A 23,888-nucleotide genomic window follows, 5' to 3' on the forward strand; every position below is an offset into this window, starting at 1 on the left:
TTTCGAGCTGTCCGAAATAACTTGACCACCACAATTGATGCAATTGGGCAAGCGCGCGAACCGATGCGCGCGGAGCGCCCAGTTCCATGCCGGTACGGGCAGCAGCGTCAAGCATGCAGCCACGACATTGACTGCACCAGGACTGACCTCGACATGGGCCGCTTCATCGGCCGACATCTGCACACTGTGTCGCCGGCGGAGCCGGCGACCACAAAGCGCTTGCCAGTGGTAAAAAACTTCAACCTCCTGCCCGATATGAGCAGAATGACCCTGTGATTGCTATTAAGCGAAACAAGTAGATGTTTGCAGGCTCCTTGCACACGGGCCGCCGCGCAGCTCCAGTGATGAGGCTTATTCAAAGCGCCAAGCTTAACGGTCATCACGCCTATGATTTTGGTATGTTAGCGGGTTCAAAGCACCTTGCTCAGGAAGCGGCGCGTGCGGTCTTGAAGGGGATTGTCAAAAATCTCAGCAGGCGTTCCCTCTTCAACGATCACGCCTTCATCGATGAAAATCACCCGGTCGGCCACTTGGCGTGCAAAGCCCATCTCGTGGGTCACCACCACCATGGTCATGCCTTCCTCGGCCAGGGCCTGCATTACCGCCAGTACTTCGCCAACCATTTCGGGGTCCAACGCGGACGTGGGTTCGTCAAACAGCATGATGCGCGGTTGCATCGCCAGCGCCCGGGCAATCGCCACCCGCTGCTGCTGCCCGCCGGACAACTGGCTGGGATAGGCGTTGATCTTATCGATCAGCCCGACTTTTTCCAGTAACGCGCAGGCGCGAACCCGCGCCTGCGCTTGCGTGAGACCGCGCACCTTGGATGGCGCCAGGGTGATGTTCTCCAGCACAGTCTTGTGAGGAAAGAGGTTGAATCGCTGAAACACCATGCCAATTTCGGAACGCAGCCCATCGACATCTGTTTTTGGTTCGTGCACCGACACGCCGTGCACGAGCACCTCGCCGCCCGAGGCATCCTCCAAACCATTGAGGCAGCGTAGAAACGTGCTCTTGCCAGAGCCTGACGGACCGATGACGCACACCACCTCGGTCGCCTTGATGGCGCAGTCAATGCCTCGCAATACCGCCAGCTTGCCAAACAGTTTGGTCAGCCCCTTAACGCGAATCACCTCGTCCATAGCGTGCCTCCAGTCGTTTCACGCCATAAGCCAGGCCCAGCGTTAGTATCCAATACATCAGCGAAATCGTGAGATACGGTTCCCAGTAGCGAGAATAGGCGCCAGCCACGGTACGCGCCGCATAGGCGAGTTCGGCCAGTCCAATGGCCGAGATTAGTGAAGAGTCCTTGAGTAGCGAAATCGCATTGTTGCCCAGCGGTGGCAGCATTCGGCGGAAAGCCTGCGGCAGGACGATGTGGTACATCGTCCGGGGAAACGACATGCCCAGCGAGCGGGATGCCTCGACCTGGCCGCGGTCAATCGACTGGATGCCGGCCCGGAAAATCTCTGAAATGTAGGCGCCAGAATTGAGCGTCAGGGCCACCACGCCAGACAGGAAGGCGCCATAGTTTTGCTTTAGGTCGCGTGCCGTCTCCCCTGAAATCAGCAGGCCGTCCGTCGGATTGATGAACAGCGGCAGCAAGGCAAAGTGAATCAGCAAGATCTGCACGAACAGCGGCGTGCCCCGAAAAAAGCTGACATACACCGCTGCCGGCCACTGCAGCAGGTATTTGCACAATTGCTTTGCCGGCGCATGGCGCGCTTCGGCCACGCGCGCCAGCCCAACGGCCAGGCCCAGCGCCGTGCCCTGCACGATGCAAATCAGCGTGACGGCTATGGTCATTTGCAGACCGCGCCAGAACAGGCCGGTATATTGGGAAACGATGTCGGCCCGAAACCAGCCGAACCAGAGAACTTGCTCCATAGTGGGTCCGGCCAGCATTCAGCAAACGCGAGGCATGGGTGCAGCTTTGTTCATGCTATTCCTGCATTGCACCTGAAAGCGTCTGCCAAATGCCACGCAAAGGGTGTGGAGAAAAGCCGAAATTGTGTACAGGAGGTTCATGATTGATTTGAATGGGTAAAAGTAAAGGCAGGCGGCCAGACAGTAGGCAATGCAAAAAATCGGGATGTGTGCTTGAAACGCTGCAGAACATGTTAACGCGTGCTGGCGCCATGCCAGTCGTTGAATCCGGTTGCCGTTCGCCTCCATCTCATTCATGATAAAAAATGGTTTTTTGTTCCAGTATTGACGATGAAATGTGTCTTAAAGACGGCAACCCGCTGACCCAGAAGTAGCCCCGCAAATCTGAACAGCGCTATAGGTGCAAACTTCGGGCATAAGGCATGGCCGAAGACGTCTGGACATGAAAAATTTTTCGATGGTCAAGAAATCAGCGCGTCGTACACGGCGTACGCATACGCCTGCGTTCAAGGCGCAAGCAGCATTGGCAGCATTGCGTGAGGACAAGACAATGGCTGAGCTTTGCAGCCAGTTTGAACTGCACCCCAACCAGATTACCGACTCAAAGCGGCAGCTGCTTGAAAATGCCGCCAACGTCTTTGGTGGAACAGTTGGACAGGAAAAACCCGTTTGGTGCCACTGCATGCCAAGATAGGCCAACTCACGCTAGAGAATGATTTTTTAGAATACGCGTTCACCAAGGCGGGATTGCTGAGCGCAAAGCTATTGAATGGACCGTCGCCTCCAGTCCATCACGCGCCAGGCCAAGCTGCTCAAGCTCATCCGGGGCACGGTGTACTACCTGCCCGAGCCTGTAAGCCCAGCTGATCTGGCGCTCATGCGCCAGATCAGCTGGGCTGCATCTGGAGCATCCCTTCATGGGCACCAGAATGCTGCGCTACCAACTCAGTCGTGAAGGCATTCACGTAGAGCGACGTCACATCTGAACGCCCATGCTGCGCATGGGCATCGAGGCTCTGGCGCCGCAACCCGGCACCAGGAAGGCTGCCCCTGGAAACGAATAGCGTTTATCGGCCGCTGCCACGATGCAGGCCAAGCTCACCGCGGCTGATCAGCGGCAGATAAACCTGTTGGACTGAACCGCCGCCCTGGACGGTGGCAAGAAGAGGGGATTGAAAGCTTCGCTGTGCCAGCCGGATCAGTTCAAGAGGGCGCTGGCGCTGCAAACGGGCATGGTGCAAGGACGCCGCTCACGCAACGCGGCCTCGACCCTGGGATGGCATGGTCGTTTTGGACGATTGGCGCAGAGGTTTGACAATGCCGCGCGCAGCACGGCCGGCAACGACAGGTCGCGCCATGCAAGAGTCTGTGCAGAGAGACGAAGTCTGTGCGTCATGGTGGCCCCCGACCTTGTGGCCATACCGTGGTGGTGCCGGGCGCTGGCAACTGCTTGGCGCCTGGCAGTGCCCGGCTGACATGCAGGCGTCCCGTCCCGCAGCACGGGCACAGGTCCACATCGAGCCTGGCCACCCTGGCCATGAAGGCTTTGACCGGCTCGACGACCCGAGGGTCGATAACTGGCATCTGATGTGCCAGGCGTGCAGCACCCAGCTTGACTGCCTTGCAGCTCGAAGCGAGCACCCCATAGTGGCGAATGCGCTTGAGGCCGCTGGGCAGCACATGCTGCAGGACGCGGCGCACGAACTCCACGCCGGGCAGCCGAACGGTGCGTTTTCCTCCATGCGCATCGGCGCGGACTTTGAAGGCGACTTCGTTTGGACCGATCGAGGAGATGCGCTCATTGCTGATGGGCGTGCGGTGTGTGTAGCGGCTCAGGTAGTCCAGCACCTGCGCCGGCCCGCCCAGGGGTGTCTTGGCATACACCACCCAGTCATGACGGTAAAGCTGCCGGTGCCGCTCGCGCCAGTCGGCCGCCCGTCCTTGCGGGTCGCGTCCAATCTTTCCGGCTTTGCGCGCGCTGGAAAGCGCGGCCATGAACTTTCCCCGAAATACCCTGGACAGCGCATGCACCGGAAACAAGAAGCCGCTCTGGCGCGCGGGCGCTGACCACTGGCCGTCTTGGGCCAGCACCCCGCAGGCCATCACCGCATGCAGGTGAAGATGGGTTGCCAGGTCCTGCGTCCAGGTGTGCAGCACCAGGCTGAAGGCGGGCATGCCAGCGGCCACACTCATCCATTTGGGATTGGCAGCAAACTCGGCCAGTGTTTGCGCTGTGCTGGCAAACAAGGTATCGATGACCCAGCGCGGATGGGCGCCATACAAGCTGTTCAGACTGTGCGGCAAGGTGCACACCAGATGCGCGTACGGCACCGGCAGCACCTCGGCCAGACGCCCCTGCAGCCAGGCGCCTTTGGCCCGCGCGCCGCACTGCGGGCAGCAGCGGTGACGGCACGAGTGGTATTGCCAGTGGCGGTGAGGGCAGGTATTACAGGCGAGCAGCTGGCCGCCCAGCGCTGGCGTGCGGCAAGCCACGATGGCCCGCCAGGCTTTGGCCTGCGCAGTGCTCAGGGGGTGATCGACCAGATACGCCGGCCCAAACTGGCGCAGCGCATCGGCCAGGGTGGCGATCATGGCGCGCCAAGCTCAGTGACTGGGCTGCGGTACGGTTGTCTGGGGTGCGCAAGGCAGCTGCGCCAGCAGTGCCAACGCGGCATTGTTGGTACTGCCATCGATGTCGCAGCCGCGTAGGTGACACAGCTCATTGAGGCGCAGGCCGCTGGCATAGGCCGTCATCAGAAAGGTACGCGCTTTGATCGGCATCGGCGCGCCCAGCAAGGCGACCACCTCGGCACGCGAGAGCAACTCGGGCAGGCGCTGCGGGATTCGTCCCAGCGGGATCTTGACGCGGCGCTCGGGCTGGCCCAGAACGTCGCAGACCAGAAACCGGATGGCGCATGAGGTCGTGTTGACGGTCGAGCGCGAGCGGTGGCGCTCCTGGCGAGGTAACGTGTTTGTCGAGCGCGTGTGGCGCAGCGTGCAATACGAGCGGGTGTACCTCAAGGTCCATGACAGCGTGAGTGCCGCCAGAGCCGATATTGCCGAATACATGGCTCGTTGCAACACCGGCAGGCCCCATTCGTGTCTGGATCCCGTCACGCCCAAGCAGGCTTACCTGAACTTGCTGCCCAAACTGGCTGAGGCTGCATAAAATGACATATTGGGTGTGCCCCGAGTTGCCCGCCGCGGCTGTGCGTTCGTCGCAAGAGACGTACGCCGCCGTGTACAACTCTGCACCTTTGGCAACCTACCCGGAGGCTACTTATAAATCGGGGAAAGTTGTTCTAACAAGCGGGATCAGTTCTGTTCACCCAAATGCTAGAAATTCCAACGCCCAATTCGGCAAGCAATTCTGCAACCCGAGATGACCGTCCGCTTAAAAGCGCTCAATTGCTGGAAATGTTCCATGGGCTTTACGCGACCTTCACTATCTGCACCTTGGAGGGTAAGGTCGTGTGTTGTGCAGACGTTTTTGGCAAACAGGAAGGCAGCAAGGCCAGCCGTGAGATGAAGAAGGCACTGCTGCTCGATTGCGGTATTGTGCCTACATCGTGACGAGTTCCTTCAGTGTGCACGCAGCCAGCACGCTACGTGAAAATTGTTTCTGGGCGAACTGCCTGACGTGCCTGTCGGTCATCAGGCAACCCGTGGAGGGGACAGCGACTTTCATGCCAACGTGGCTGCCTTTAGGCAACAGGCCAAACTGGCCTGGACTGCGTTCCTGATGGTTCGGGTTTGCAGACTTTAAGGCATCGTGGGCCACGCCTGAACCACTTATTTCGTTTCCAGATCCATCTGAGATTAGACACGAAGCCGGAGAACAGGCTACAGCACGCCAAGGCGAAGCAACGACATATCGGGTAGATTTGGAAATGGAATTATGAAGATTGAAAACCCAAGCGGTAAAGATGGGCAAAAGCGCCATCCATGGCCAGCAATTCCTTGTGCGTGCCCGACTCGATGATCCTCCCTGCATCCATCATGATGATGCGGTCAGCATTCTGGATAGTTGACAGGCGGTGCGCAATGACCAGCGAGGTACGCCCTGCGGTCAGCCGCAGGATGGCCTCCTGCACGGCAATTTCCGATTCGGTGTCCAGCGCCGAGGTGGCTTCATCCAGGATCAGGATCGGCGCGTCCTTGTAGAGTGCGCGTGCAATGGCCAGCCGCTGGCGCTGGCCACCCGATAACTGCATCGCATTGTGGCCGAGCACGGTCTCCAGGCCTTCAGGAAGTCCGGCCAGCAAGGACGCAAGGTTTGCGGCTTCGAGGCAGTCCCTGACCCGGGCCGCATCGGCTGGCTGCCCAAGGGCCACGTTGTCGGCAATGCTGCTGTTGAGCATCACCACATGCTGGCTGACCACCGCAAACTGCGAACGCAGGCATGCCAGGTCCCAGCCGCGAATCTCCTCGCCGTCGAGGGTGATGAGTCCCTCGGTGATTTCGACAAAACGGGGCAGCAGGTTCACCAAGGTGGTCTTGCCGGAACCCGAAGCCCCCACGATGGCAAGCGTTTCACCGGCAGAAATTGACAGGTTGAAGCCCTGAAGGACGGGTACCGCATCAGCCTTGTACGCAACGCTTACGCCCGAAAATTCAATGTCGCCAACAGCTCTTGCCTTGACAAAACGACCGCTGGTTTCGTCAGGGGTCAATTCCATGAGGTCCAGTCCGCGCTCCACGGCCGCAAGCCCTCGGGTGATGGGCGTGGCGGCGTCCGACAGGCTTTTGATGGGCGCGATCAGCAGCAGCATGGCAGTGACAAAAGCCACGAAACCACCGACGGTTGTGGTGTTTTCCGCGCTTTGCATCAGCGCAATCGAAATCACGGCCGACAGCGCCATGGCGGCAAGCACCTGGGTGATGGCACTCATGCCGGCATAGGCTACCGTTGATTTCATCGACAAGCCGCGCAGCAAATGGCTCAGGTTGTCAAAACGCTTGGCCTGGGACGCCTGCGCGCCATGCAGGCGAATATCCCGGTGCGCCATGACATTTTCTTCCACCACATAGGCCAAACTGTCCGTAGCTGTCTGGCTCTCTTTGGTCAAGCGGTACAGGCGTTTGGACAGGACCTGAATGACCAGGGCCACCGCAGGAAACAGAAAACCGACGATCAGCGTGAGTTTCCAGTTCAGGTAAACCAGATAGCCGATGAGCGCCAGCAGGGTCAGCACGTCCCGCGCCAGCCGCATGACTGCATTGATCAGCGCTGACGAGCCGTTGAACACTTCATACACGACCGTGTTGGCAATCGCGCTGGAGCTCTGGTCTGAAAACAGGTTCAGCCGGGCGCTGAGCAACTTGCCAAACATGGCCTTGCGCAGTTCCAGCAAGCCATCGTTGGTCACCTTGGCCAAAGCGAACTGCGCCAGAAATCCCGAAAGCCCGCGGATGATGAACAGCAGCATCAGCGTGAGGGGTACCAGCCAGAGGTTCAGGTCATCCTGCTGGAATCCGCGGTCCAGCAAGGGCTTGAGCAAGGCGGGCACAAAAGGCTCGGTTGCCGAGGCGACGATGGTGGCGCCAATGGCCAGCGCCCATCCTGCCCGCGAGCCGCTGAAATATGGCCACACCCGAGAAATTCTACTGAATATGGTTTTTTTTTTTGCTACAGCAGCAGCGCTTTCCTGATGGGTCTTTATCACGTGGTTTGCTTGCAATTAACAGGTGAATTTTATGGTTGCCAATATGTTGTGCGCAAGTATAGTTCTCCCCAGTCAAGCATTAGAATCGAAAGCAAATGTCATCGCCCTCCACTCAAAACCTTGCATCTATCTTCCCTTCCCCAGTTCATTTCGATGCTTTTGTAGAGCGGAGTGCCTGGCCTAAGTGGGTTTTGTTAACGATATGTGGACTGTTGATAGCCGCTCCAGCTTCGACCAAAGTGGCCGGAGCAGCTTGGTTCCTAATTGTCTTGTTCGGATTGTGGGCTGCACTTCGCATTCCTATTTCACTTCCGATAAATCATCCTTTGGTGCATTTGAGTCTGCTATGGTTTGCTACATGTCTCTTCGCCTTGATACTCAAAGCTATTGCAACCTATTACTGGGCCGACCCTTGGGGGGACAGACATGTTGAAGTTCGTTTGCTGCTTTGCGCGGCAGCAACTTTTGCGTTGCTGCGCCGTTTATGTCTTTATTCTCAGCAGAAAATTTGGCTGACTCACTCACTGGCGCTTGCCTGTTGGGTCGCTCTTGGAGTGAGTTGTATATATGGCCGCGAGACACCGAGCAATGCTATACCTTGGGCTGCGGGAGTTAGTTTTTTTGTATGCATACTCCTGCCTTTATCAATGCTGTCAAATATTAAGCGTTGGCAGAGAACGGGCTGGTTTTTTTCTTCATTAGCCGGTGTTGTTGCTATATTACTAAGTCAATCACGTGGAAGCTACGGCATTGTGCTTTGGGTAATTTTATTTAGTAGTGTAGTTGTTATTAAAAAGTTTATAAAGCAGCGAAAAAATTCTGATGTCGTGTGGTTGAATTTTGGTTATTATTTGAGTGGTGCCGCTGCAACAATTGTTTTTGCGATTTTAATTCTTGTAAGCTTCCCACGTATTTATGAAGTGCCGTTACTTCGTGTGCAAGATGCAATACTTGAAGTCAGAGGTTTGAGTACACAACCCTCTTTTTCTAGTAAGGAAATAAATACCTCTGTCGGTGCACGCATTCATATGTGGCGTGCCGCACTAAAAGAAATTGCTAATGCCCCGTTATTAGGGCATGGAAGCAAGGCCCGAATTGCCTGGATTCATCAGCTGGGCATAACTGATGGTTCAGACACCATAAAAAGTGTTCATCATTTGCATAGCGATATTTTGACGACTCTGTTTGATCATGGCATGCTTGGGCTATTTAGTTATCTAAGTTTTGGCATCTCACTAGCCTGGATTGCATTAAAGGGAATGCGAACCCATGCAATACTATCATGGAGTCTGATTGGAATGCTTTTGATGCATTTGACTTCAGGTTTGACCAATGTAAATTTTGGGCACAACTATTATGGCGTGATGTTTGCCTTGAGTTTATTTATTGCATGGATTCAATCAATGGATCAGGAGGTATGCATTTAAATATTAAAAAAAACCTGTGAGATAGATTTTTTCCAATAAATAAAAATCAGTTACTCTCTCGCGCTAATTGCCCCAAAGTAATAAATTTTATTAAATCATTTTTCAATTATCTTAATTTTAATGCGCCTAGATTATTTAGTTATTATAAATATCAACTAGAAAGTTTTTTGTTGACTACATTGTCTGTTTTGATCATCACTAAAAACGAGGCGCTCAACATTGAAGCATGCTTGCGTTCAGTAGCCTTTGTGGATCGGGTAATCGTTATGGATTGTGGTAGTACGGATAACACAGTTGATATTGCGCGAAACCTCGGTGCCGAGGTCAGCATCAACACCGATTGGCAGGGATTTGGCATGCAAAAAAACCGTGCCCTGGCGCTTGCCAGTTCGGACTGGGTGCTGTCCATTGATGCCGACGAGCGATTGAGCAAAGAACTCCAAGCCGAAATCCAGCAGGTTCTTGAACACCCCGTCGCGGATGCCTATTGTTTTCCGCGGCTGTCGAGTTACTGCGGCCAGTACATCCGCCATTCTGGCTGGTACCCAGACCCTGTCACACGTCTTTTTCGCCGTGGTGCTGCCCGGTTTTCAGATGACATCATTCATGAAAGACTGCTCGTCAAGGGTCAGGTCAGCACGTTGCGTAACCGCTTGCTGCATGAAAGCTTCCCAGATTTTGAAACGGTTCTGGACAAGGTTAATCGCTATTCCAGCGCAGGCGCCCAGCGCCTGCTGAGCAAAGGCAAGTCGTCGTCGTTTCCAAAGGCGCTGGGACATGGTTTGTGGGCATTCATTCGTACCTACTTTTTGCAAAGGGGTTTTCTGGATGGATGGATGGGCCTTGCGCTGGCCATCTCCAATGCCGAAGGAACTTACTACCGATATTTGAAGCTGTGGCTGCTGTTGCTTGATCAAAAGGCATCGCCTCCGTCATCATGAAAATCAGCTTCATTGTCTTGACTTACAACCGAACAGATGCATTGCTGGCTGTTTTACGCTCCCTGGCCCAGCAGTGCAATCAAGACCATCAGGTTGTCATTGCCGACGATGGTTCACGACAGGAACAGGTGCAGATGCTGTTGGACCACTGTCCCGCATTTCAGTGTCCGGTTCTTCATGTGTGGCATCCTGATGTCGGTTTTACCATTGCACGCGCGCGCAACCTGGCGGCAAGTCATGCCACAGGTGAGTACCTGGTTTTCCTTGACGGCGACTGCGTTCCAAATCTTACCTTTGCGGCACAACACGAGCGCCTTGCGCAAGCCGGTCATTTTGTCAACGGCAGCCGGGTGCTTTTGAGCCAGCGCCTGACAGCCGACGTGATCAATAACGCGCTCGACCTGCCCAGCCAGCCCGCGCATTTTTGGCTGCGTGCAAGACTGCGCGGAGATAGCAACAAACTGTTGCATCTCCTGCGCTGGCCCAGGCATTTATTCCGGGTAAAAAAGAACTACAAGTGGCGTGGCATCCGCGGTTGCAACCTTGGCGTATGGACCGGGGATTTCTTGGGTGTCAATGGATTCGACGAATCGTTCGAAGGCTGGGGCCATGAGGATGCTGATTTTGTACTGCGGCTCAGCCATCTCGGAATACGAAGGAAAAATGGATTCCTGGCGACCGAGGTCTTTCATCTTTGGCATCCAGAAAGCAAACGTGACAGTGAGTCGGCCAATAAAAACCGCGTCATGGCACGTATGAACACCCATTTAATCCTTGCCGAAAAAGGTTTTTGGGAACTCGACTCGTCGACATTCGTCAAATTGACCCAATTACAGTGATAAAAACCAGATATATGAGCCTTACACCGCCCTTAAACCGCCGAACTGTTTTCAGTCTGTTGGCCGCAGGCACACTCTTGCCTTTGTCAGCGCTCTCGCAGTTTCGTGTTGAAGTCTCGGGTGTGGGCATGACCCAGCTTCCCATCGCCATCGCTTCCTTCAAAGGCGAAGCGCAATCTCCCCAAAAAATCGGCAGCATTGTCAAGGCTGATCTGGAGCGTAGTGGCATGTTTCGCGGCGTAGATGCAGCGGGTGTTGTGGCAGACGAAAACACCCGTCCGGATCTGGCAAGCTGGCGCCAAAAGGGTGCCGATGCCATGGTCACTGGCAGCGTTTCACCGCTTGCCGACGGGCGATTCGAAGTTCGTCTTCGCTTGTGGGATGTCGTTCGCGAGCAAGACCTGGGCGGTCAAAGCTACACCGTCGCAAAATCCGATCTGCGGCTTTCGGCGCATCGTGTTTCTGATTTTGTGTATGAAAAGTTGACCGGTGAAAAAGGCATTTTTTCAACACGGATTGCCTATGTGACCAAGGCGGGTCAGCGCTATACGCTATGGGTTGCGGATTCCGATGGAGAAAGTGCGCAGTCAGCCCTTGCCAGTCCCGAGCCCATCATTTCCCCGGCCTGGTCGCCCAACGGCGCCCAACTGGCTTATGTGTCTTTCGAGTCCCGCAAGCCGGTGATTTACTCGCACGAGGTAGCCACTGGAAAGCGACGCCTGCTGGCGAACTTTCGCGGCTCCAACAGCGCCCCTGCATGGTCACCTGACGGCAGCCAATTGGTCGCCACACTCAGTCAGGCAGGGGGGTCGCAAATTTACGCCCTGGGTCTCAATGGCGGCGAACCCAAGCGGTTGACCCAGACATCCAGCATCGACACCGAGCCTGCGTTTTCCCCTGATGGACGTACGATCTATTTCGTCAGCGACCGGGGCGGCTCTCCGCAGATTTACCGCATGAACCCTGCCGGTGGAAATGCCGATCGTGTGACATTTACCGGCAACTACAACATCTCACCGGCGCTCAGTCCTGACGGTCGATGGCTGGCATTTATCTCAAGAATTGGCGGCGCGTTCAAACTGCATGTCATGGAACTCTCGAGCGGAACGACTACGGCTATCACGGATACCGCTGCGGACGAAAGTCCGAGCTTCGCTCCGAACAGCCGATTGATCGTTTATGCAACACAGCAACAGGGAAAAGAGGCGTTAATGACCACGACGCTTGACGGCAAGATAAAAGCGCGTCTGTCAGGCGCCGGCGGTGACATCCGCGAGCCGGACTGGGGACCATTTCAGCGATAGGCAATAATTCCGGATCTATTTTGTTCAGCAGGGGTAATCAATGCAGCGCTTTTTCTCTTCCATCATTTCGTATCTTGTCCTGGCAACCGCACTGGCGGCTTGTGGCTCCAATGTCAAACTGCAGGACGTTCCCGTTGAAGACAGATCCGCCAGTTCGTCGCAGGCCGATGCCGATGCCGCAGCGGCCGCAGCGGCTGCAGCCAGGGGCGTTGTGCCCTTGCAGATTGGCGCTTCTGATGCCTCCGGTGCGGGTCCAGCCAATACCGCAAGAATTGTTTATTTCGATTTCGACAGCTTTGTGGTCAAGCCTGAGTTCCAGAGCGTCATCGAAGCGCACGCAAGATACCTCACCGCCAACAAGTCGCGCCGCATGGCCATCGAGGGGCATACCGACGAAAGTGGAGGCAGAGAATACAACCTGGCCTTGGGTCAGAAACGCGCTGAAGCTGTACGTCGTGCGCTTGGATTGTTGGGTGTCACGGACTCCCAGGCGGAAGCCGTCAGTTTCGGCAAGGAAAAGCCTGCCGCTGGCGGATTCGATCAGGAATCCATGTCACGAAATCGCCGTGCTGAACTCAATTACCGCTAACCGGGCGAACCCACGGTGAATCTACCCAGAGTTTTTTCTGCTGTGCTGTCCTGCATGCTGGCATTCAATGCCAGCGCGGCTTTGTTTGAAGATGATGACGCCCGCAGGGCAATTCTAGATTTGCGGCAAAAGGTCGATGCTTCGCAGTTGCGCACGACCGAAGAGCTTCGCAGAGGCAATGAAGAAAATGTGCAACTTCGGCGCAGTTTGCTGGACCTGTCCAACCAAATTGAATCCCTGCGCAGTGAAATGGCTGTGTTACGTGGACAAAATGAACAGTTGACGCGTGGAGTTGCCGACGTTCGGCGTTTGCAAAAGGACGTAGCCCAAGGCGTGGAAGAGCGTCTGCGAAAGATCGAGCCTGGCAAGGTGTCTATGGATGGAAGGGAGTTTGAGGCAGAGCCTGCTGAAAAGCAGGAATTCGAAGCTGCCTTGGCCAACCTGCGAAAAGGTGATTTTGCCGCTGCGCAGGCGGCTTACACGGCTTTCTTGAAGCGTTACCCGCAAAGCGGCTACAAATCAGCGTCCTTGTTCTGGTTGGCCAATGCGCAATATGCCTTGCGTGACTACAAGACGGCAGCAGGAAACTTTCACATGCTGGCAACTTCCGACCCTCAGCATCCTCGGGCGCCAGAAGCGCTTTTGTCAATGGCCAATTGCCAGGTCGAACTCAAAGATACAAAGGCTGCACGCAAAACCCTGGAAGAGCTTATTACTTCCTTTCCACAATCCGAGGCTGCATCTGCTGCCAAGGAGCGTCTTGTGAAACTCAAGTAACAACGTATTTTTTGGGCGTGGCTTTCCTTTGAATTGATGGCAGTTTCGTGTAACTGCCGTCCTGATTCACCACGATGCCTGGCCTGTAAGAAGAAACAAAAAACGATGAACGAGCCCGACTTGATCGCCATAGACCTTGAGCGCCGCTTTGGAGGACTTGCACGTCTTTACGGGGTCGCCGGCGCTGCGCGTATCCGGGCAGCACACGTCGTCGTCGTGGGCCTGGGCGGCGTCGGCTCATGGGCGGCCGAAGCCTTGGCGCGCAGCGGCGTGGCCCGTCTGACGTTGATTGACCTGGATCACATTGCAGAGTCCAACATCAATCGACAGCTTCATGCACTTGATACCACCTTGGGACAGTCCAAGGTGCAAGCCATGCGCGAACGTATTGCGCATATCAATCCAGTATGCCGGGTTGACTGCATTGAGGAGTTCGTCGATGCGGAAAACTGGCCTGACCTTGTTTCTTTTGATCTTCAAGCCGATGGCTGCAATACGGCTTTTATTGACGCCTGTGACCAGGTAAAGGCCAAGACTGCGCTGGCAGCGTGGGCGCTGAAGAACAAAGCCCGTCTGATCAGTGTCGGGGCCGCAGGGGGAAAGCGGCTTGCGCACCTGGTAGACATCGAAGACCTGTCGGCTGTAACACACGACCCGTTGCTGGCGCAAATCCGTTCCCGCTTGCGCAAGGATCACCAAGCAGCCCGGACTGGCAGGATGAATGTGGTGTGCGTGTTTAGCCGTGAACCGATCACGAGGCCTTCCATTGCGCGAGACACCGAAGAACTTTCCGACAACATGGCAGAAAACGAGAGCTTGTCCACGTCACTGCCAACACCATCTGATGGCAGCTTGAATTGTCATGGATATGGTTCCATCGTGACCGTGACATCGACCTTTGGCATGTGCGCTGCCGGTTGGGTTCTCAACAAAATTTCGGGTTAATTCAGAAAATGGTTTAAAGAACGTTATAATTTGAGGCTGTGCTGTAAACGCATAGTACTAACAAGATGAAAATCTTGGGACGTTAGCTCAGTTGGTAGAGCAGCGGACTTTTAATCCGTTTGTCGTGGGTTCGACCCCCGCACGTCCCACCAAATTTTTTGGGTTCTTAGCTCAGCTGGTAGAGCAGCGGACTCTTAATCCGTAGGTCGCGAGTTCGAATCTCGCAGAACCCACCAGCCGAAAGTCCCAAAGGCACTAGCCCCGTAGCTTCTTAATTGATAGCGCGGGGCTTTTTAATTGGTGGCTTCAATTTCTCATGTAGCCACCGTTGCTGGGTTTTGTACCGTGTGACCACTATGTAGCCAGACACATCAGACAAAAAAACCCAGCGGGTTAGGCTGGGTGTCTTGATGTTCGGCCAATCTCAGGTACGGGCAACCTGAAGTTTTCTGTAGTCGCGCCATTTCTACAGCAAATTCGGAAAAGTGTCCTTAAAGTACTTCGCTGGCGAAATCGGCCAGACGCGAGCGCTCGCCACGCGCGAGAGTGATGTGCCCGCCATGCGGCCAACCTTTGAAGCGGTCGACGGCAAACGTCATGCCCGACGATCCTTCGGTCAGGTAGGGCGTGTCGATCTGCGCCAGATTGCCCATGCAGACGATCTTGGTGCCGGGCCCGGCGCGGGTGATGAGGGTCTTCATCTGCTTGGGCGTCAGGTTCTGCGCTTCATCAATGATGACGTACTTGTTCATAAAGGTCCGACCGCGCATGAAGTTCATGCTCTTAACCTTGATGCGCGAACGGATCAGTTCATTGGTCGCAGCGCGGCCCCATTCGCCTGCGCCGCCGTCGGTTTTGCCAAGAACTTCCAGGTTGTCGTCAAGGGCGCCCATCCACGGCCCCATTTTTTCTTCCTCGGTGCCGGGAAGGAAGCCGATGTCTTCGCCAACTGACACTGTGGCGCGGGTCATGATTATTTCCGTGTAACGCCGGTCATCAAGCACCTGCGTCAGCCCGCTCGCCAAAGCCATGAGGGTCTTGCCGGTGCCTGCCGTGCCGGCCAGGGTAACAAAGTCCACTTCCGGGTCCATCAGTAGATTCATGGCGAAATTTTGTTCGCGGTTGCGCATTGTGACGCCCCAGACCGAGTTCTTCAGGTGGGTGAAATCCTTCAGGGTCTTCAGGACCGCTGTCTTTCCCTGGATTTCCGTGACCCGGGCATACAGCGATGGTTCGCCGGGAGACTCGAAAAACACGAACTGGTTGATTAGCAGGCTCGGCACAATTGGGCCGGTAATTCGATAGAAGGTGTGGATGCCTTGCTGCCAGCTTTCAATGGTTTTGCTCTGGCGCGTCCAGAAGTCAAGCGGCAAGGCAAGCGAGCCTGCATACAGCAGGTCGCCATCTTCAAGAACCTTGTCGTTCTGGTAGTCGTCGGTATTAAGCCCCAGGGCACGCGCCTTGACGCGCATGTTGATGTCCTTGGAGACCAACACGACCTCGCGTGATGCATATTCCTTGCGCAGGGCCTCGACTACACCAAGGATCTGGTTGTCAGCCTTGCCCTGTGGCAAGCTCATGGGCAAGGTGTAGTCGAGCACCTTGGTCTGGAAAAACAGGCAGCCGCTGGCTTCAGGGTGCCCGGTGGTGTTCAGCTTCAGGCCCTTGCCAATGTCTGCGCCGTTCGCTCCGGCGAGGCCATCAAGCGTACGGCTGGTCTGGCGCGCATTGCGCGCCACTTCCGTCATGCCCTTCTTGTGGCCGTCGAGTTCTTCCAGCACTATCATCGGCAGGAAAATATCGTGCTCCTCGAAGCGGAACAGGCACATCGGGTCGTGCATCAGGACATTGGTGTCGAGTACGAAGAGTTTGGGCTGGCTGGACGGCCGGGTCTTTTTGGGCCTGAAGGCGGGCTGTGCATGCGGCACGCTCTCTTTTCGAGAGCTAATTACCCTCGTATTCACTGCGGGACGGACCTTTTTCTCTGCATAAACGATGGGTTGTTCAAGTTCTGTGACGACACTGCTTTGCAGCAGCCCGATGGCTACAGGCTGGCTGGTCAACTCCACCGGTTTTGAGGCTTTTCGTGGTGCTTTTGCGGACGCGCCTGCCAGTGCATCGAGCACGTCTGGTGAAAGGAGGGCAGCACGTTTGGTCGGGGCGGGGGGCAGGGGCATGGTGCTTAAAACTCTTTACATGAAGTTTCAGAAATAAAAAAAGCCGCCCCGGAGCCGGGGCGGTTTTTTTAGAACGCAGTCGCTTGGGTCAATTGCATGAACTCATTATGCACAACTCAAATGACCGCCATCCCTACAGACACGAGACAGGTTTTAGGCCTCTTTCTTGAGGCCCTTGACCGCCTTCAGGACTTCCTCGACATGGCCGGGAACCTTCAGGCCACGCCACTCTTCCTTTAACAGGCCGTCTGGGCCCACCAGGAAGGTGCTGCGCTCGATGCCCTTGACTTTTTTTCCGTACATGATCTTGTTCTTGACCACGCCAAACATGTGGCACATCTTTTCTTCGGTATCGGCGATAAGTTCAAAGGGGAGTTCCAGCTTGGACTTGAATTCATCATGGGATTTCATGTTGTCGCGCGAAACGCCAAAGACGGTTGCACCGGCCTTGAGAAAATCCTTGTAATGGTCTCTAAACTGCATCGCTTCGGTGGTGCAGCCCGGCGTGTTATCTTTTGGGTAGAAAAACAGCACGACCACTTTGCCCAGGTGCGTTTGGTTTGAAACTTTAAGGCCGCCGGTGGCGAACGCTTCAAATTCGGGAAGAAGTTTATTAACGACGACTGCCATACTAAGGGTACCCTGACGAAAGTAGTTGTAATTAGCCGCGGCCTTTGCCAGTGAAGACAGATATCCTTCATTGGGTGCGGTGCCAAGTGCAACCCTATATTTTACGCTGAAAGGAACAGCGCCCGGCTCTCACGCTGCATTGGAATCAATCAGCAGGGCTGCAATCACATGGCGGCCTTCGCCGGCCAGAATGTTGTAGGTACGACAGGCTGCAAGGGTGTCCATGGTTTCCAGGCCAATCCGCTGCTCCATCAGGCCACGCAAAAAGGCTGGAGGAGGAAACCGCAGGCGCGTGCCGCTGCCGAAAATCACCAGTTCTGGCTCCATGTCCGCCAGCACCGCAAAGTGCTCGGCGGTCAGTTGCCCAAAGCCTTGACAATTCCATGCCAGCTTTTCTCCTCGTGAGCCGATCACGACGCTGTAGTCAATTTTTTCAGCAACACCGTTGTTGCCGAGGCCGATCCATCCGGTACCGTAGGCAAGAATGGATTGAACATCAAGACGATCTGGTTGAAGTTTCATACGCTATTGAAGTTTATGGCTTTTGCTCAAACAACCGGGCTGGCCACTGCCGCCAAGCTGTGGCGTTGAAGGTAAAAATCGGTGTTTTATGTGGTCAAATTATAGTTTCCGCCAAAGACCAGGGTGGCGGCACCGGTTTTTCTCTTTTGGCGCGTCCCATCAGTAAAGCTGACCATGCCCAACCTTTTATCAATAGCGACATGAAACCGATCACCAAGTCTGCAAAACTGGCCAACGTGCTTTACGACATTCGTGGTCCGATCATGGACGCGGCCAAGCAGATGGAGGAAGAAGGACAAAAGCTCATCAAGCTCAACCTGGGCAACCTGGCCGTCTTCGGTTTCGATGCGCCTGAGGAAGTCCAGCAGGACATGATCCGCAACCTGCCGGCCTCTAGCGGCTATTCGGACAGCAAGGGTATTTTTGCAGCCCGCAAGGCGGTGATGCACGAGACGCAAAAGCAGGGCATCAAGGGCGTGTTGCTGGACGATATCTACCTCGGAAATGGCGCCAGCGAGCTGATCTCGATGGCTACCAACGCCTTGCTCGACAACGGTGACGAGCTGCTGCTGCCTTCACCCGATTATCCGCTGTGGACTGCTTCAGTGAGCCTGGCAGGCGGAACGCCTGTGCACTACATCTGCGACGAGAGCAACGGCTGGATGCCCAGCCTGGAAGACATCCGCGCCAAAATCACACCCCGGACAAAGGGCATCGTCGTCATCAACCCGAACAACCCGACTGGCGCGCTGTACTCGGATTCACTGCTCAAAAGCATTGTCGAGATCGCGCGTGAACACAACCTGGTGATCCTGGCCGACGAGGTGTATGACAAGGTGCTGTACGACGACGCCCGGCACACCGCGCTGGCCAGCTTGTCCACCGACGTGTTGACGCTGACCTTCAATTCGCTGTCCAAGAGCTACCGCTCCTGTGGCTACCGGGCTGGCTGGCTGGTGGTCTCCGGCCCCAAAAAAAGGGCGCAGGACTATATAGAAGGCCTGAACATGCTGGCCAACATGAAACTGTGCTCTAACGTGCCGGGCCAGTGGGCGATTCAGACAGCCTTGGGTGGCTACCAGAGCATCAATGACCTGACCTGCCCGGGCGGTCGGCTGCGGCGCCAGCGCGACCTGGCGTATGCGCTGATCACCGCCATTCCGGGCGTGAGTTGTGTCAAGCCAAGCGCCGCGTTGTACATGTTTCCCAAGCTGGATCCAGAGGTCTATCCGATTACCGACGACCGGCAGTTTTTCCTTGAGTTGCTCAAGGAAACCAAGGTCATGCTGGTGCAGGGAACCGGTTTCAACTGGGCCGCGCCCGACCATTTCCGCATTGTATTTTTGCCGCACGAGGCAGACCTGCGCGAAGCGATCAACCGCATTGCCCTGTTCCTTGAAAAATACCGCAACAAGCTGATCTGAGTTTTTTTTATTTCCCGATGCGCCCTTTCAACGGCCAGTTCGCATAACCACGACACGCAGGACACCAGGTGAACCTAAAAACGACGACGAATTTGAGCCCCATCCGGGTAGGCCTTCTGGGTGTTGGAACCGTGGGCAGTGGCACCTTCAATGTGCTCAAGCGCAACCAGGCAGAAATTCGCCGCCGCGCTGGTCGGGGCATCGAGATCACCATGGTGGCCGACCTTGACATGGCGCGCGCCCAGGCTTTGGTGGGCGACGGCGTGCAGGTGGTGGACGACGCGCGCCAGGTGGTGGCCAGCCCGGACATCGACATCGTGATCGAACTCATCGGCGGCTACGGCATTGCCAAGGCGCTGGTGCTCGAAGCGATTGAGTCGGGCAAGCATGTCGTGACCGCCAACAAGGCGCTGCTAGCCGTGCATGGCACCGAGATTTTTGCCGCTGCGCAGCGCAAAGGTGTGATGGTCGCTTTCGAGGCGGCGGTGGCTGGCGGCATTCCGATCATCAAGGCGCTGCGAGAAGGCCTGACCGGCAATTCCATCCAGTGGATTGCCGGCATCATCAACGGCACGACCAACTTCATCCTGTCCGAAATGCGCGACAAGGGCCTGGACTTTGGTGTGGTGCTCAAGGAAGCGCAGCGCCTGGGCTACGCCGAAGCCGACCCGACCTTCGACATCGAAGGCGTGGACGCCGCGCACAAGGCGACGCTGATGAGCGCGATTGCCTTCGGCATTCCGGTGCAGTTCGACAAGGCCTATGTCGAGGGCATCACGAGCCTGGCGGCGCAGGACATTCGCTATGCCGAGCAACTGGGCTACCGCATCAAGCTGCTGGGCATCACCAAACGCGTGGCGGGGGGTATCGAGTTGCGTGTTCACCCGAGCCTGATTCCGGCCAAGCGCCTGCTGGCCAATGTCGAGGGCGCAATGAACGCCGTTGTGGTGCACGGCGATGCTGTCGGCACCACGCTGTACTACGGCAAAGGCGCCGGCAGCGAGCCAACCGCCAGCGCGGTGATTGCCGACCTGGTCGATATTGCCCGGCTGCACACCGCCGACCCGGAGCACCGCGTGCCGCACCTGGCTTTCCAGCCCAATGAAATGAGCGACCTGGCCATCGTGCCGATGAGCGAGGTGGTCACCAGCTATTACCTGCGACTGAACGTGGCCGACGAAGCCGGCGTGCTGGCCAATGTCACCGGCATCCTGGCATCGTTCGGCATCAGCATTGACGCGGTATTGCAGCGCGAAGCCGACGAAGTGGGCGGCGAAGGCTCGACCCAGACCGACCTGATCATCCTCACGCATGACTGCGTCGAGGCCAAAATGAACCAAGCCATCGCGCAGATGCAGGCACTGCCCACTGTGCTGGCGCCCATCACCCGCATTCGCAAGGAGGAACTGGCCTGATGCATTACATCTCCACCCGTGCTTCGTCGGGCAACCTGCCAGAGCGCAAGCGCTTTTGTGAAATCCTGCTCGAAGGCCTGGCGCCCGACGGCGGTCTGTACCTGCCTGAGTACTATCCGCAGGTCAATGACGACATGCTCACCCAATGGCGCCGCCTGAGCTATGCCGAGCTGGCGTTCGAAGTGATTTCGCTGTACATCGACGACATCCCGGCCGCCGACCTGAAGGCTATTTGCAACAAGACCTATACCCAGCAAGTCTTTGGCAGCAAGGAAATCGTGCCGCTTCGCCCCCTGGGCGACGGCCTGTACCTCGAAGCCCTGTCCAACGGGCCGACGCTGGCCTTCAAGGACATGGCCATGCAGCTGCTGGGCAACCTGTTCGAGTACGAACTGGCGCGGCGCGGCGAAGAACTGAATATTTTGGGCGCGACCAGCGGCGACACCGGCAGCGCCGCCGAATATGCCATGCGTGGCAAAAAAGGCGTCCGGGTTTTCATGACCTCGCCGAACGGCCGCATGAGCCCCTTCCAGCAAGCGCAAATGTTCAGCCTGCAGGACGAGAACATCCACAACATTGCCATCGACGGCGTGTTCGACGACTGCCAGGACATCGTCAAGGCCGTGTCCAACGACCTCGCTTTCAAGCGCCAGTACAAGATCGGCACGGTCAACTCGATCAACTGGGCGCGCCTGATGGCGCAGGTGGTGTACTACTTCGCCGGCTACTTTCAGGCCACCACGTCGAACGCAGAAAAAGTCAGCTTCACCGTGCCGTCGGGCAATTTCGGCAATGTCTGCGCCGGCCATGTGGCGCGCAGCATGGGGCTGCCGATCGACCGGCTGGTCGTGGCCACCAACGAGAACGACGTGCTTGACGAATTTTTCCGCACCGGCATCTACCGCGTTCGGACGAGTGCCGACACCATGGAGACCTCCAGCCCGTCAATGGACATTTCCAAGGCTTCGAACTTCGAGCGCTTTGTGTTCGATTTGCTGGGCCGCGACGGCGGCCGGGTGCGCGCGCTGTTTCACGACCAGATTGCCAGCCAGGGGAGTTTCGAGCTGGGTGCCGACCCGGTGTTTGCCATGGCCGCAGGTCGTTACGGTTTTGTCAGCGGCAAGAGCCTGCACGCCGACCGGCTGGCGACGATTCGGGACACCTGGCAGCGTTTTGGCACGATGGTTGACACCCACACCGCTGACGGCGTGAAGGTGGCGCGCGAGCATTTGCAGCCCGGCGTTCCGATGATCGTGCTGGAAACCGCATTGCCGATCAAGTTCGCCGCCACCATTGAAGAGGCGCTGGGCCAGCCGCCCGTGCGGCCTGCGGGCTTCGAGGGCATCGAAGCCCTGCCCAAGCGGGTCAAGCTGCTGCCGGCCGATGCCGCGGCGATCAAGCAGTACATTACCGAAAATGTGCATTAAATTGGCCGCGTGCGCACGTTCCACGGGCATAGATAGCTATTTATTTGATAGCATTTTGTGCTGTATGGAGGCTGCCCGATGAAGGTCATCGGATTTGCCGGCTACTCGGGCTCGGGCAAGACCACGCTGGTCGAAAAGCTGATTCCCGCGCTCAAGCTGCGCGGCCTGCGGGTGTCGGTCATCAAGCATGCACACCACAAGTTTGACATCGACCATCCCGGCAAGGACACCTTCCGCCACCGCGAAGCCGGCGCCTTCGAGGTGGTCGTGGCATCGAGCAACCGGCTGGCGCTGATACGCGAGTTTGAGCAGCCCGCCGAACTCACGGTGCACCATTTGATCGCCGAGTTGTACGAAGGCGTGGACTGGGTGCTGGTCGAAGGCTTCAAGCACAGCGACCTGCTCAAGATCGAGGTCTGGCGGGCTTCGTCCGGCAAGCCGACGCGCTACCGCGACGACGATTACGTGGTGGCGATCGCCACCGATTCCCCCGGCCAGTTGCCGGTGGCCACCTTGCGTCCGGTGCTGGATTTGAACGACACCGACGCCGTGGCCGATTTCCTGGTCAACAATCAGGACCGGTTTGATTATTCGTTTGAGGACCGGCTCGGCTGAGTCGTTTTTCTTTGTTCCGGACACCCCGCCATGCGTTCAGTTCCCACTCCTTCCAGCCTTTTTACCTCTGCACGTCCCGAGCGCGCCCAGCTGAAGCCGCTTGACCTGGCGCTGGCCGAACTGCTGGCTTTCGCCGTGCCGCTGGCGCCCGCCGAAAGTATCTCGACGTTCGATGCCGATGGCCGCGTCCTGGCGCAGGACCTGCTGTCTGCCCTTGACGTGCCGGCGCATGACAACAGCTCGATGGATGGCTACGCGGTGCGCTGCGCCGACTGGCTTGGCGTCGGCACGCTGTCGCCCGTCAGCCAGCGCATTCCGGCCGGCAGCAGCGGGCATGCGCTGGCGGCGGCAAGCGCTGCGCGAATCTTTACCGGCGCGCCGATGCCGCCGGGCGCCGATGCAGTGGTGATGCAGGAAGACTGCGAAGCCGTCGAGGGCGGTATCCGCATCGCCACGCAGCCCCGGCCTGGCCAGTGGATACGGCGCCGTGGCGAAGACGTGGCCGCCGGCGCAGTCGTGCTGGAACGCGGAACACGCCTTTCGCCTGCGTCCCTCGGGCTGGCCGCGAGCATTGGATTTGACCGGCTCCAGGTCGCGCCACGGGTTCGGGTGGCGCTGTTTTCCACTGGCGACGAGCTGGTGATGCCCGGCGATGTGGCGCCTGCCGACATGAAGCCCGGCGCAATTTACAACTCCAACCGTTTTTTCCTGAAGGCCTTGCTGCAGCGGCTGGGCTGCACCGTGACCGACCTGGGCATCGTGCCCGACCGGCTTGAAGCGACGATCGACGCGCTCCAGGACGCCAGCCAGCACCATGACCTGATCCTGACCAGCGGCGGCGTGTCGGTGGGCGAGGAAGACCACATCAAGCCTGCGGTGCAGGCGCTGGGAACACTCAACTTGTGGCAGATTGCGATCAAGCCGGGTAAACCTTTTGCCTATGGAAAAGTGGGCGCTGCCCATTTCATCGGCCTGCCGGGCAACCCGGTGTCGAGCTTCGTGACCTTCTTGCTGCTGGTGCGTCCTTTCATCCTCACGCTGCAGGGGGCAACCGGGTTTGCGCCTGAATCACTAGCGCTTCGCGCTGATTTTGATTGGCCAAAAGCCGACAAACGCCGTGAATTCCTGCGCGTCAGGCTGAATGCAGCAGGCGCGCTGGACCTGTTCGGCAACCAGAGTTCGGGCGTGCTGACCTCGGCGGTCTGGGGCGACGGGCTGGTGGACAACCCGGCGGGCCAGACCATTTCGCACGGCGACACGGTGCGTTTCATCCCGTTTTCGGCGCTGCTGTCGTGAAAGCCTC

The 23,888-nt window shown here is 57.0% G+C and carries 21 protein-coding genes, 2 tRNA genes and 2 pseudogenes; 17 read left to right on the forward strand and 8 right to left on the reverse strand.

The window, feature by feature from the left end; all coding sequences use genetic code 11:
• Positions 1-410 precede the first annotated feature (410 nt).
• Entirely contained in the window at positions 411-1,133 is a 723-nt protein-coding gene (locus tag IWX85_RS09895; RefSeq protein ID WP_196869688.1) for an amino acid ABC transporter ATP-binding protein, read from the reverse strand.
• Positions 1,120-1,887 (reverse strand): amino acid ABC transporter permease, encoded by a 768-nt coding sequence (locus IWX85_RS09900; RefSeq protein WP_196869619.1) that lies wholly within the window; start codon positions 1,885-1,887, stop codon positions 1,120-1,122. Before IWX85_RS09900 ends, IWX85_RS09895 begins: the two co-directional genes overlap by 14 nt.
• A 457-nt stretch (positions 1,888-2,344) precedes the next feature.
• On the opposite strand from IWX85_RS09900, the pseudogene IWX85_RS20430 reads away from it, so the two are divergent.
• Positions 2,345-2,948 (forward strand): annotated as a pseudogene (locus IWX85_RS20430) (transposase); the annotation flags it as partial.
• A 331-nt stretch (positions 2,949-3,279) separates the two neighbouring features.
• Here the strand turns inward: IWX85_RS20430 and IWX85_RS09915 are convergent.
• Positions 3,280-4,479 (reverse strand): IS91 family transposase, encoded by a 1,200-nt coding sequence (locus IWX85_RS09915; protein WP_231379670.1) that lies wholly within the window; start codon positions 4,477-4,479, stop codon positions 3,280-3,282.
• A 12-nt stretch (positions 4,480-4,491) separates the two neighbouring features.
• Positions 4,492-4,710, reverse strand: coding sequence for a hypothetical protein (locus IWX85_RS20435; protein ID WP_231379671.1), 219 nt, complete (start codon positions 4,708-4,710; stop codon positions 4,492-4,494).
• Positions 4,711-4,840: 130 nt separating this feature from the next.
• Here IWX85_RS20435 and IWX85_RS09925 point away from each other — a divergent pair.
• Together IWX85_RS09925 and IWX85_RS09930 are read left to right on the forward strand one after the other, a co-directional pair.
• A pseudogene (locus IWX85_RS09925) lies at positions 4,841-5,056 on the forward strand (integrase core domain-containing protein); the annotation flags it as partial.
• A 164-nt stretch (positions 5,057-5,220) separates the two neighbouring features.
• A complete protein-coding gene (locus tag IWX85_RS09930) occupies positions 5,221-5,460 on the forward strand; it encodes a hypothetical protein (RefSeq protein ID WP_196869623.1) in 240 nt (79 codons plus the stop codon).
• Positions 5,461-5,783: 323 nt separating this feature from the next.
• Here IWX85_RS09930 and msbA read toward each other — a convergent pair whose 3' ends face one another.
• Positions 5,784-7,481, reverse strand: a complete 1,698-nt coding sequence (gene msbA, locus IWX85_RS09935) for a lipid A export permease/ATP-binding protein MsbA (protein ID WP_370584255.1) — start codon at positions 7,479-7,481, stop codon at positions 5,784-5,786.
• 167 nt (positions 7,482-7,648) lie between these two features.
• On the opposite strand from msbA, the gene IWX85_RS09940 reads away from it, so the two are divergent.
• The 9 genes from IWX85_RS09940 (at position 7,649) to IWX85_RS09980 (ending at position 14,611) form a co-directional block, all read left to right on the forward strand.
• Positions 7,649-8,980: an O-antigen ligase gene (locus IWX85_RS09940; protein ID WP_196869625.1), complete on the forward strand. Its 1,332-nt coding sequence runs from the start codon at positions 7,649-7,651 to the stop codon at positions 8,978-8,980.
• Positions 8,981-9,150: 170 nt separating this feature from the next.
• Positions 9,151-9,921: a glycosyltransferase family 2 protein gene (locus tag IWX85_RS09945; RefSeq protein ID WP_036804450.1), complete on the forward strand. Its 771-nt coding sequence runs from the start codon at positions 9,151-9,153 to the stop codon at positions 9,919-9,921.
• On the forward strand, positions 9,918-10,760 hold the full coding sequence (locus tag IWX85_RS09950) for a glycosyltransferase family 2 protein (protein WP_196869626.1): 843 nt from the start codon (positions 9,918-9,920) through the stop codon (positions 10,758-10,760). The genes IWX85_RS09945 and IWX85_RS09950 overlap by 4 nt, the downstream gene beginning before the upstream one ends.
• Positions 10,761-10,774: 14 nt before the next feature.
• On the forward strand, positions 10,775-12,064 hold the full coding sequence (tolB, locus tag IWX85_RS09955) for a Tol-Pal system beta propeller repeat protein TolB (protein ID WP_196869627.1): 1,290 nt from the start codon (positions 10,775-10,777) through the stop codon (positions 12,062-12,064).
• Positions 12,065-12,104: 40 nt separating this feature from the next.
• Entirely contained in the window at positions 12,105-12,653 is a 549-nt protein-coding gene (locus tag IWX85_RS09960) for an OmpA family protein (RefSeq protein WP_196869628.1), read from the forward strand.
• 54 nt (positions 12,654-12,707) lie between these two features.
• Positions 12,708-13,430 carry a tol-pal system protein YbgF gene (gene ybgF, locus IWX85_RS09965; RefSeq protein WP_196869690.1) on the forward strand — a complete coding sequence of 241 codons (723 nt, stop codon included), beginning with the start codon at positions 12,708-12,710 and terminating at the stop codon, positions 13,428-13,430.
• 105 nt (positions 13,431-13,535) lie between these two features.
• On the forward strand, positions 13,536-14,375 hold the full coding sequence (locus tag IWX85_RS09970) for a ThiF family adenylyltransferase (RefSeq protein ID WP_036804438.1): 840 nt from the start codon (positions 13,536-13,538) through the stop codon (positions 14,373-14,375).
• A 76-nt stretch (positions 14,376-14,451) separates the two neighbouring features.
• Positions 14,452-14,527, forward strand: a tRNA-Lys gene (locus IWX85_RS09975).
• A gap of 8 nt (positions 14,528-14,535) precedes the next feature.
• Positions 14,536-14,611, forward strand: a tRNA-Lys gene (locus IWX85_RS09980).
• Positions 14,612-14,866: 255 nt separating this feature from the next.
• Here IWX85_RS09980 and IWX85_RS09985 read toward each other — a convergent pair.
• From IWX85_RS09985 to IWX85_RS09995, 3 genes are all read right to left on the reverse strand, one after another.
• Positions 14,867-16,552: a PhoH family protein gene (locus tag IWX85_RS09985; protein ID WP_036804426.1), complete on the reverse strand. Its 1,686-nt coding sequence runs from the start codon at positions 16,550-16,552 to the stop codon at positions 14,867-14,869.
• Between the two features lie 153 nt (positions 16,553-16,705).
• A complete protein-coding gene (locus tag IWX85_RS09990) occupies positions 16,706-17,182 on the reverse strand; it encodes a peroxiredoxin (protein WP_036804424.1) in 477 nt (158 codons plus the stop codon).
• Positions 17,183-17,311: 129 nt separating this feature from the next.
• On the reverse strand, positions 17,312-17,704 hold the full coding sequence (locus IWX85_RS09995) for an Mth938-like domain-containing protein (protein WP_196869629.1): 393 nt from the start codon (positions 17,702-17,704) through the stop codon (positions 17,312-17,314).
• 200 nt (positions 17,705-17,904) lie between these two features.
• On the opposite strand from IWX85_RS09995, the gene IWX85_RS10000 reads away from it, so the two are divergent.
• The 5 genes from IWX85_RS10000 (at position 17,905) to glp (ending at position 23,881) form a co-directional block, all read left to right on the forward strand.
• Entirely contained in the window at positions 17,905-19,128 is a 1,224-nt protein-coding gene (locus IWX85_RS10000; protein WP_196869630.1) for a pyridoxal phosphate-dependent aminotransferase, read from the forward strand.
• Positions 19,129-19,220: 92 nt separating this feature from the next.
• Positions 19,221-20,543 (forward strand): homoserine dehydrogenase, encoded by a 1,323-nt coding sequence (locus IWX85_RS10005; RefSeq protein ID WP_196869691.1) that lies wholly within the window; start codon positions 19,221-19,223, stop codon positions 20,541-20,543.
• Complete coding sequence (gene thrC / locus IWX85_RS10010) at positions 20,543-21,970, forward strand: threonine synthase (RefSeq protein ID WP_196869631.1); 1,428 nt, start codon at positions 20,543-20,545, stop codon at positions 21,968-21,970. The genes IWX85_RS10005 and thrC overlap by 1 nt, the downstream gene beginning before the upstream one ends.
• 78 nt (positions 21,971-22,048) lie before the next feature.
• Positions 22,049-22,585: a molybdopterin-guanine dinucleotide biosynthesis protein B gene (gene mobB, locus IWX85_RS10015; RefSeq protein WP_036804414.1), complete on the forward strand. Its 537-nt coding sequence runs from the start codon at positions 22,049-22,051 to the stop codon at positions 22,583-22,585.
• A gap of 30 nt (positions 22,586-22,615) precedes the next feature.
• Positions 22,616-23,881, forward strand: a complete 1,266-nt coding sequence (gene glp / locus IWX85_RS10020) for a gephyrin-like molybdotransferase Glp (RefSeq protein WP_196869632.1) — start codon at positions 22,616-22,618, stop codon at positions 23,879-23,881.
• Positions 23,882-23,888: the final 7 nt, after the last annotated feature.

Source organism: Polaromonas sp. CG_9.11, assembly GCF_015752225.1.
GTDB lineage: Bacteria > Pseudomonadota > Gammaproteobacteria > Burkholderiales > Burkholderiaceae_C > Polaromonas.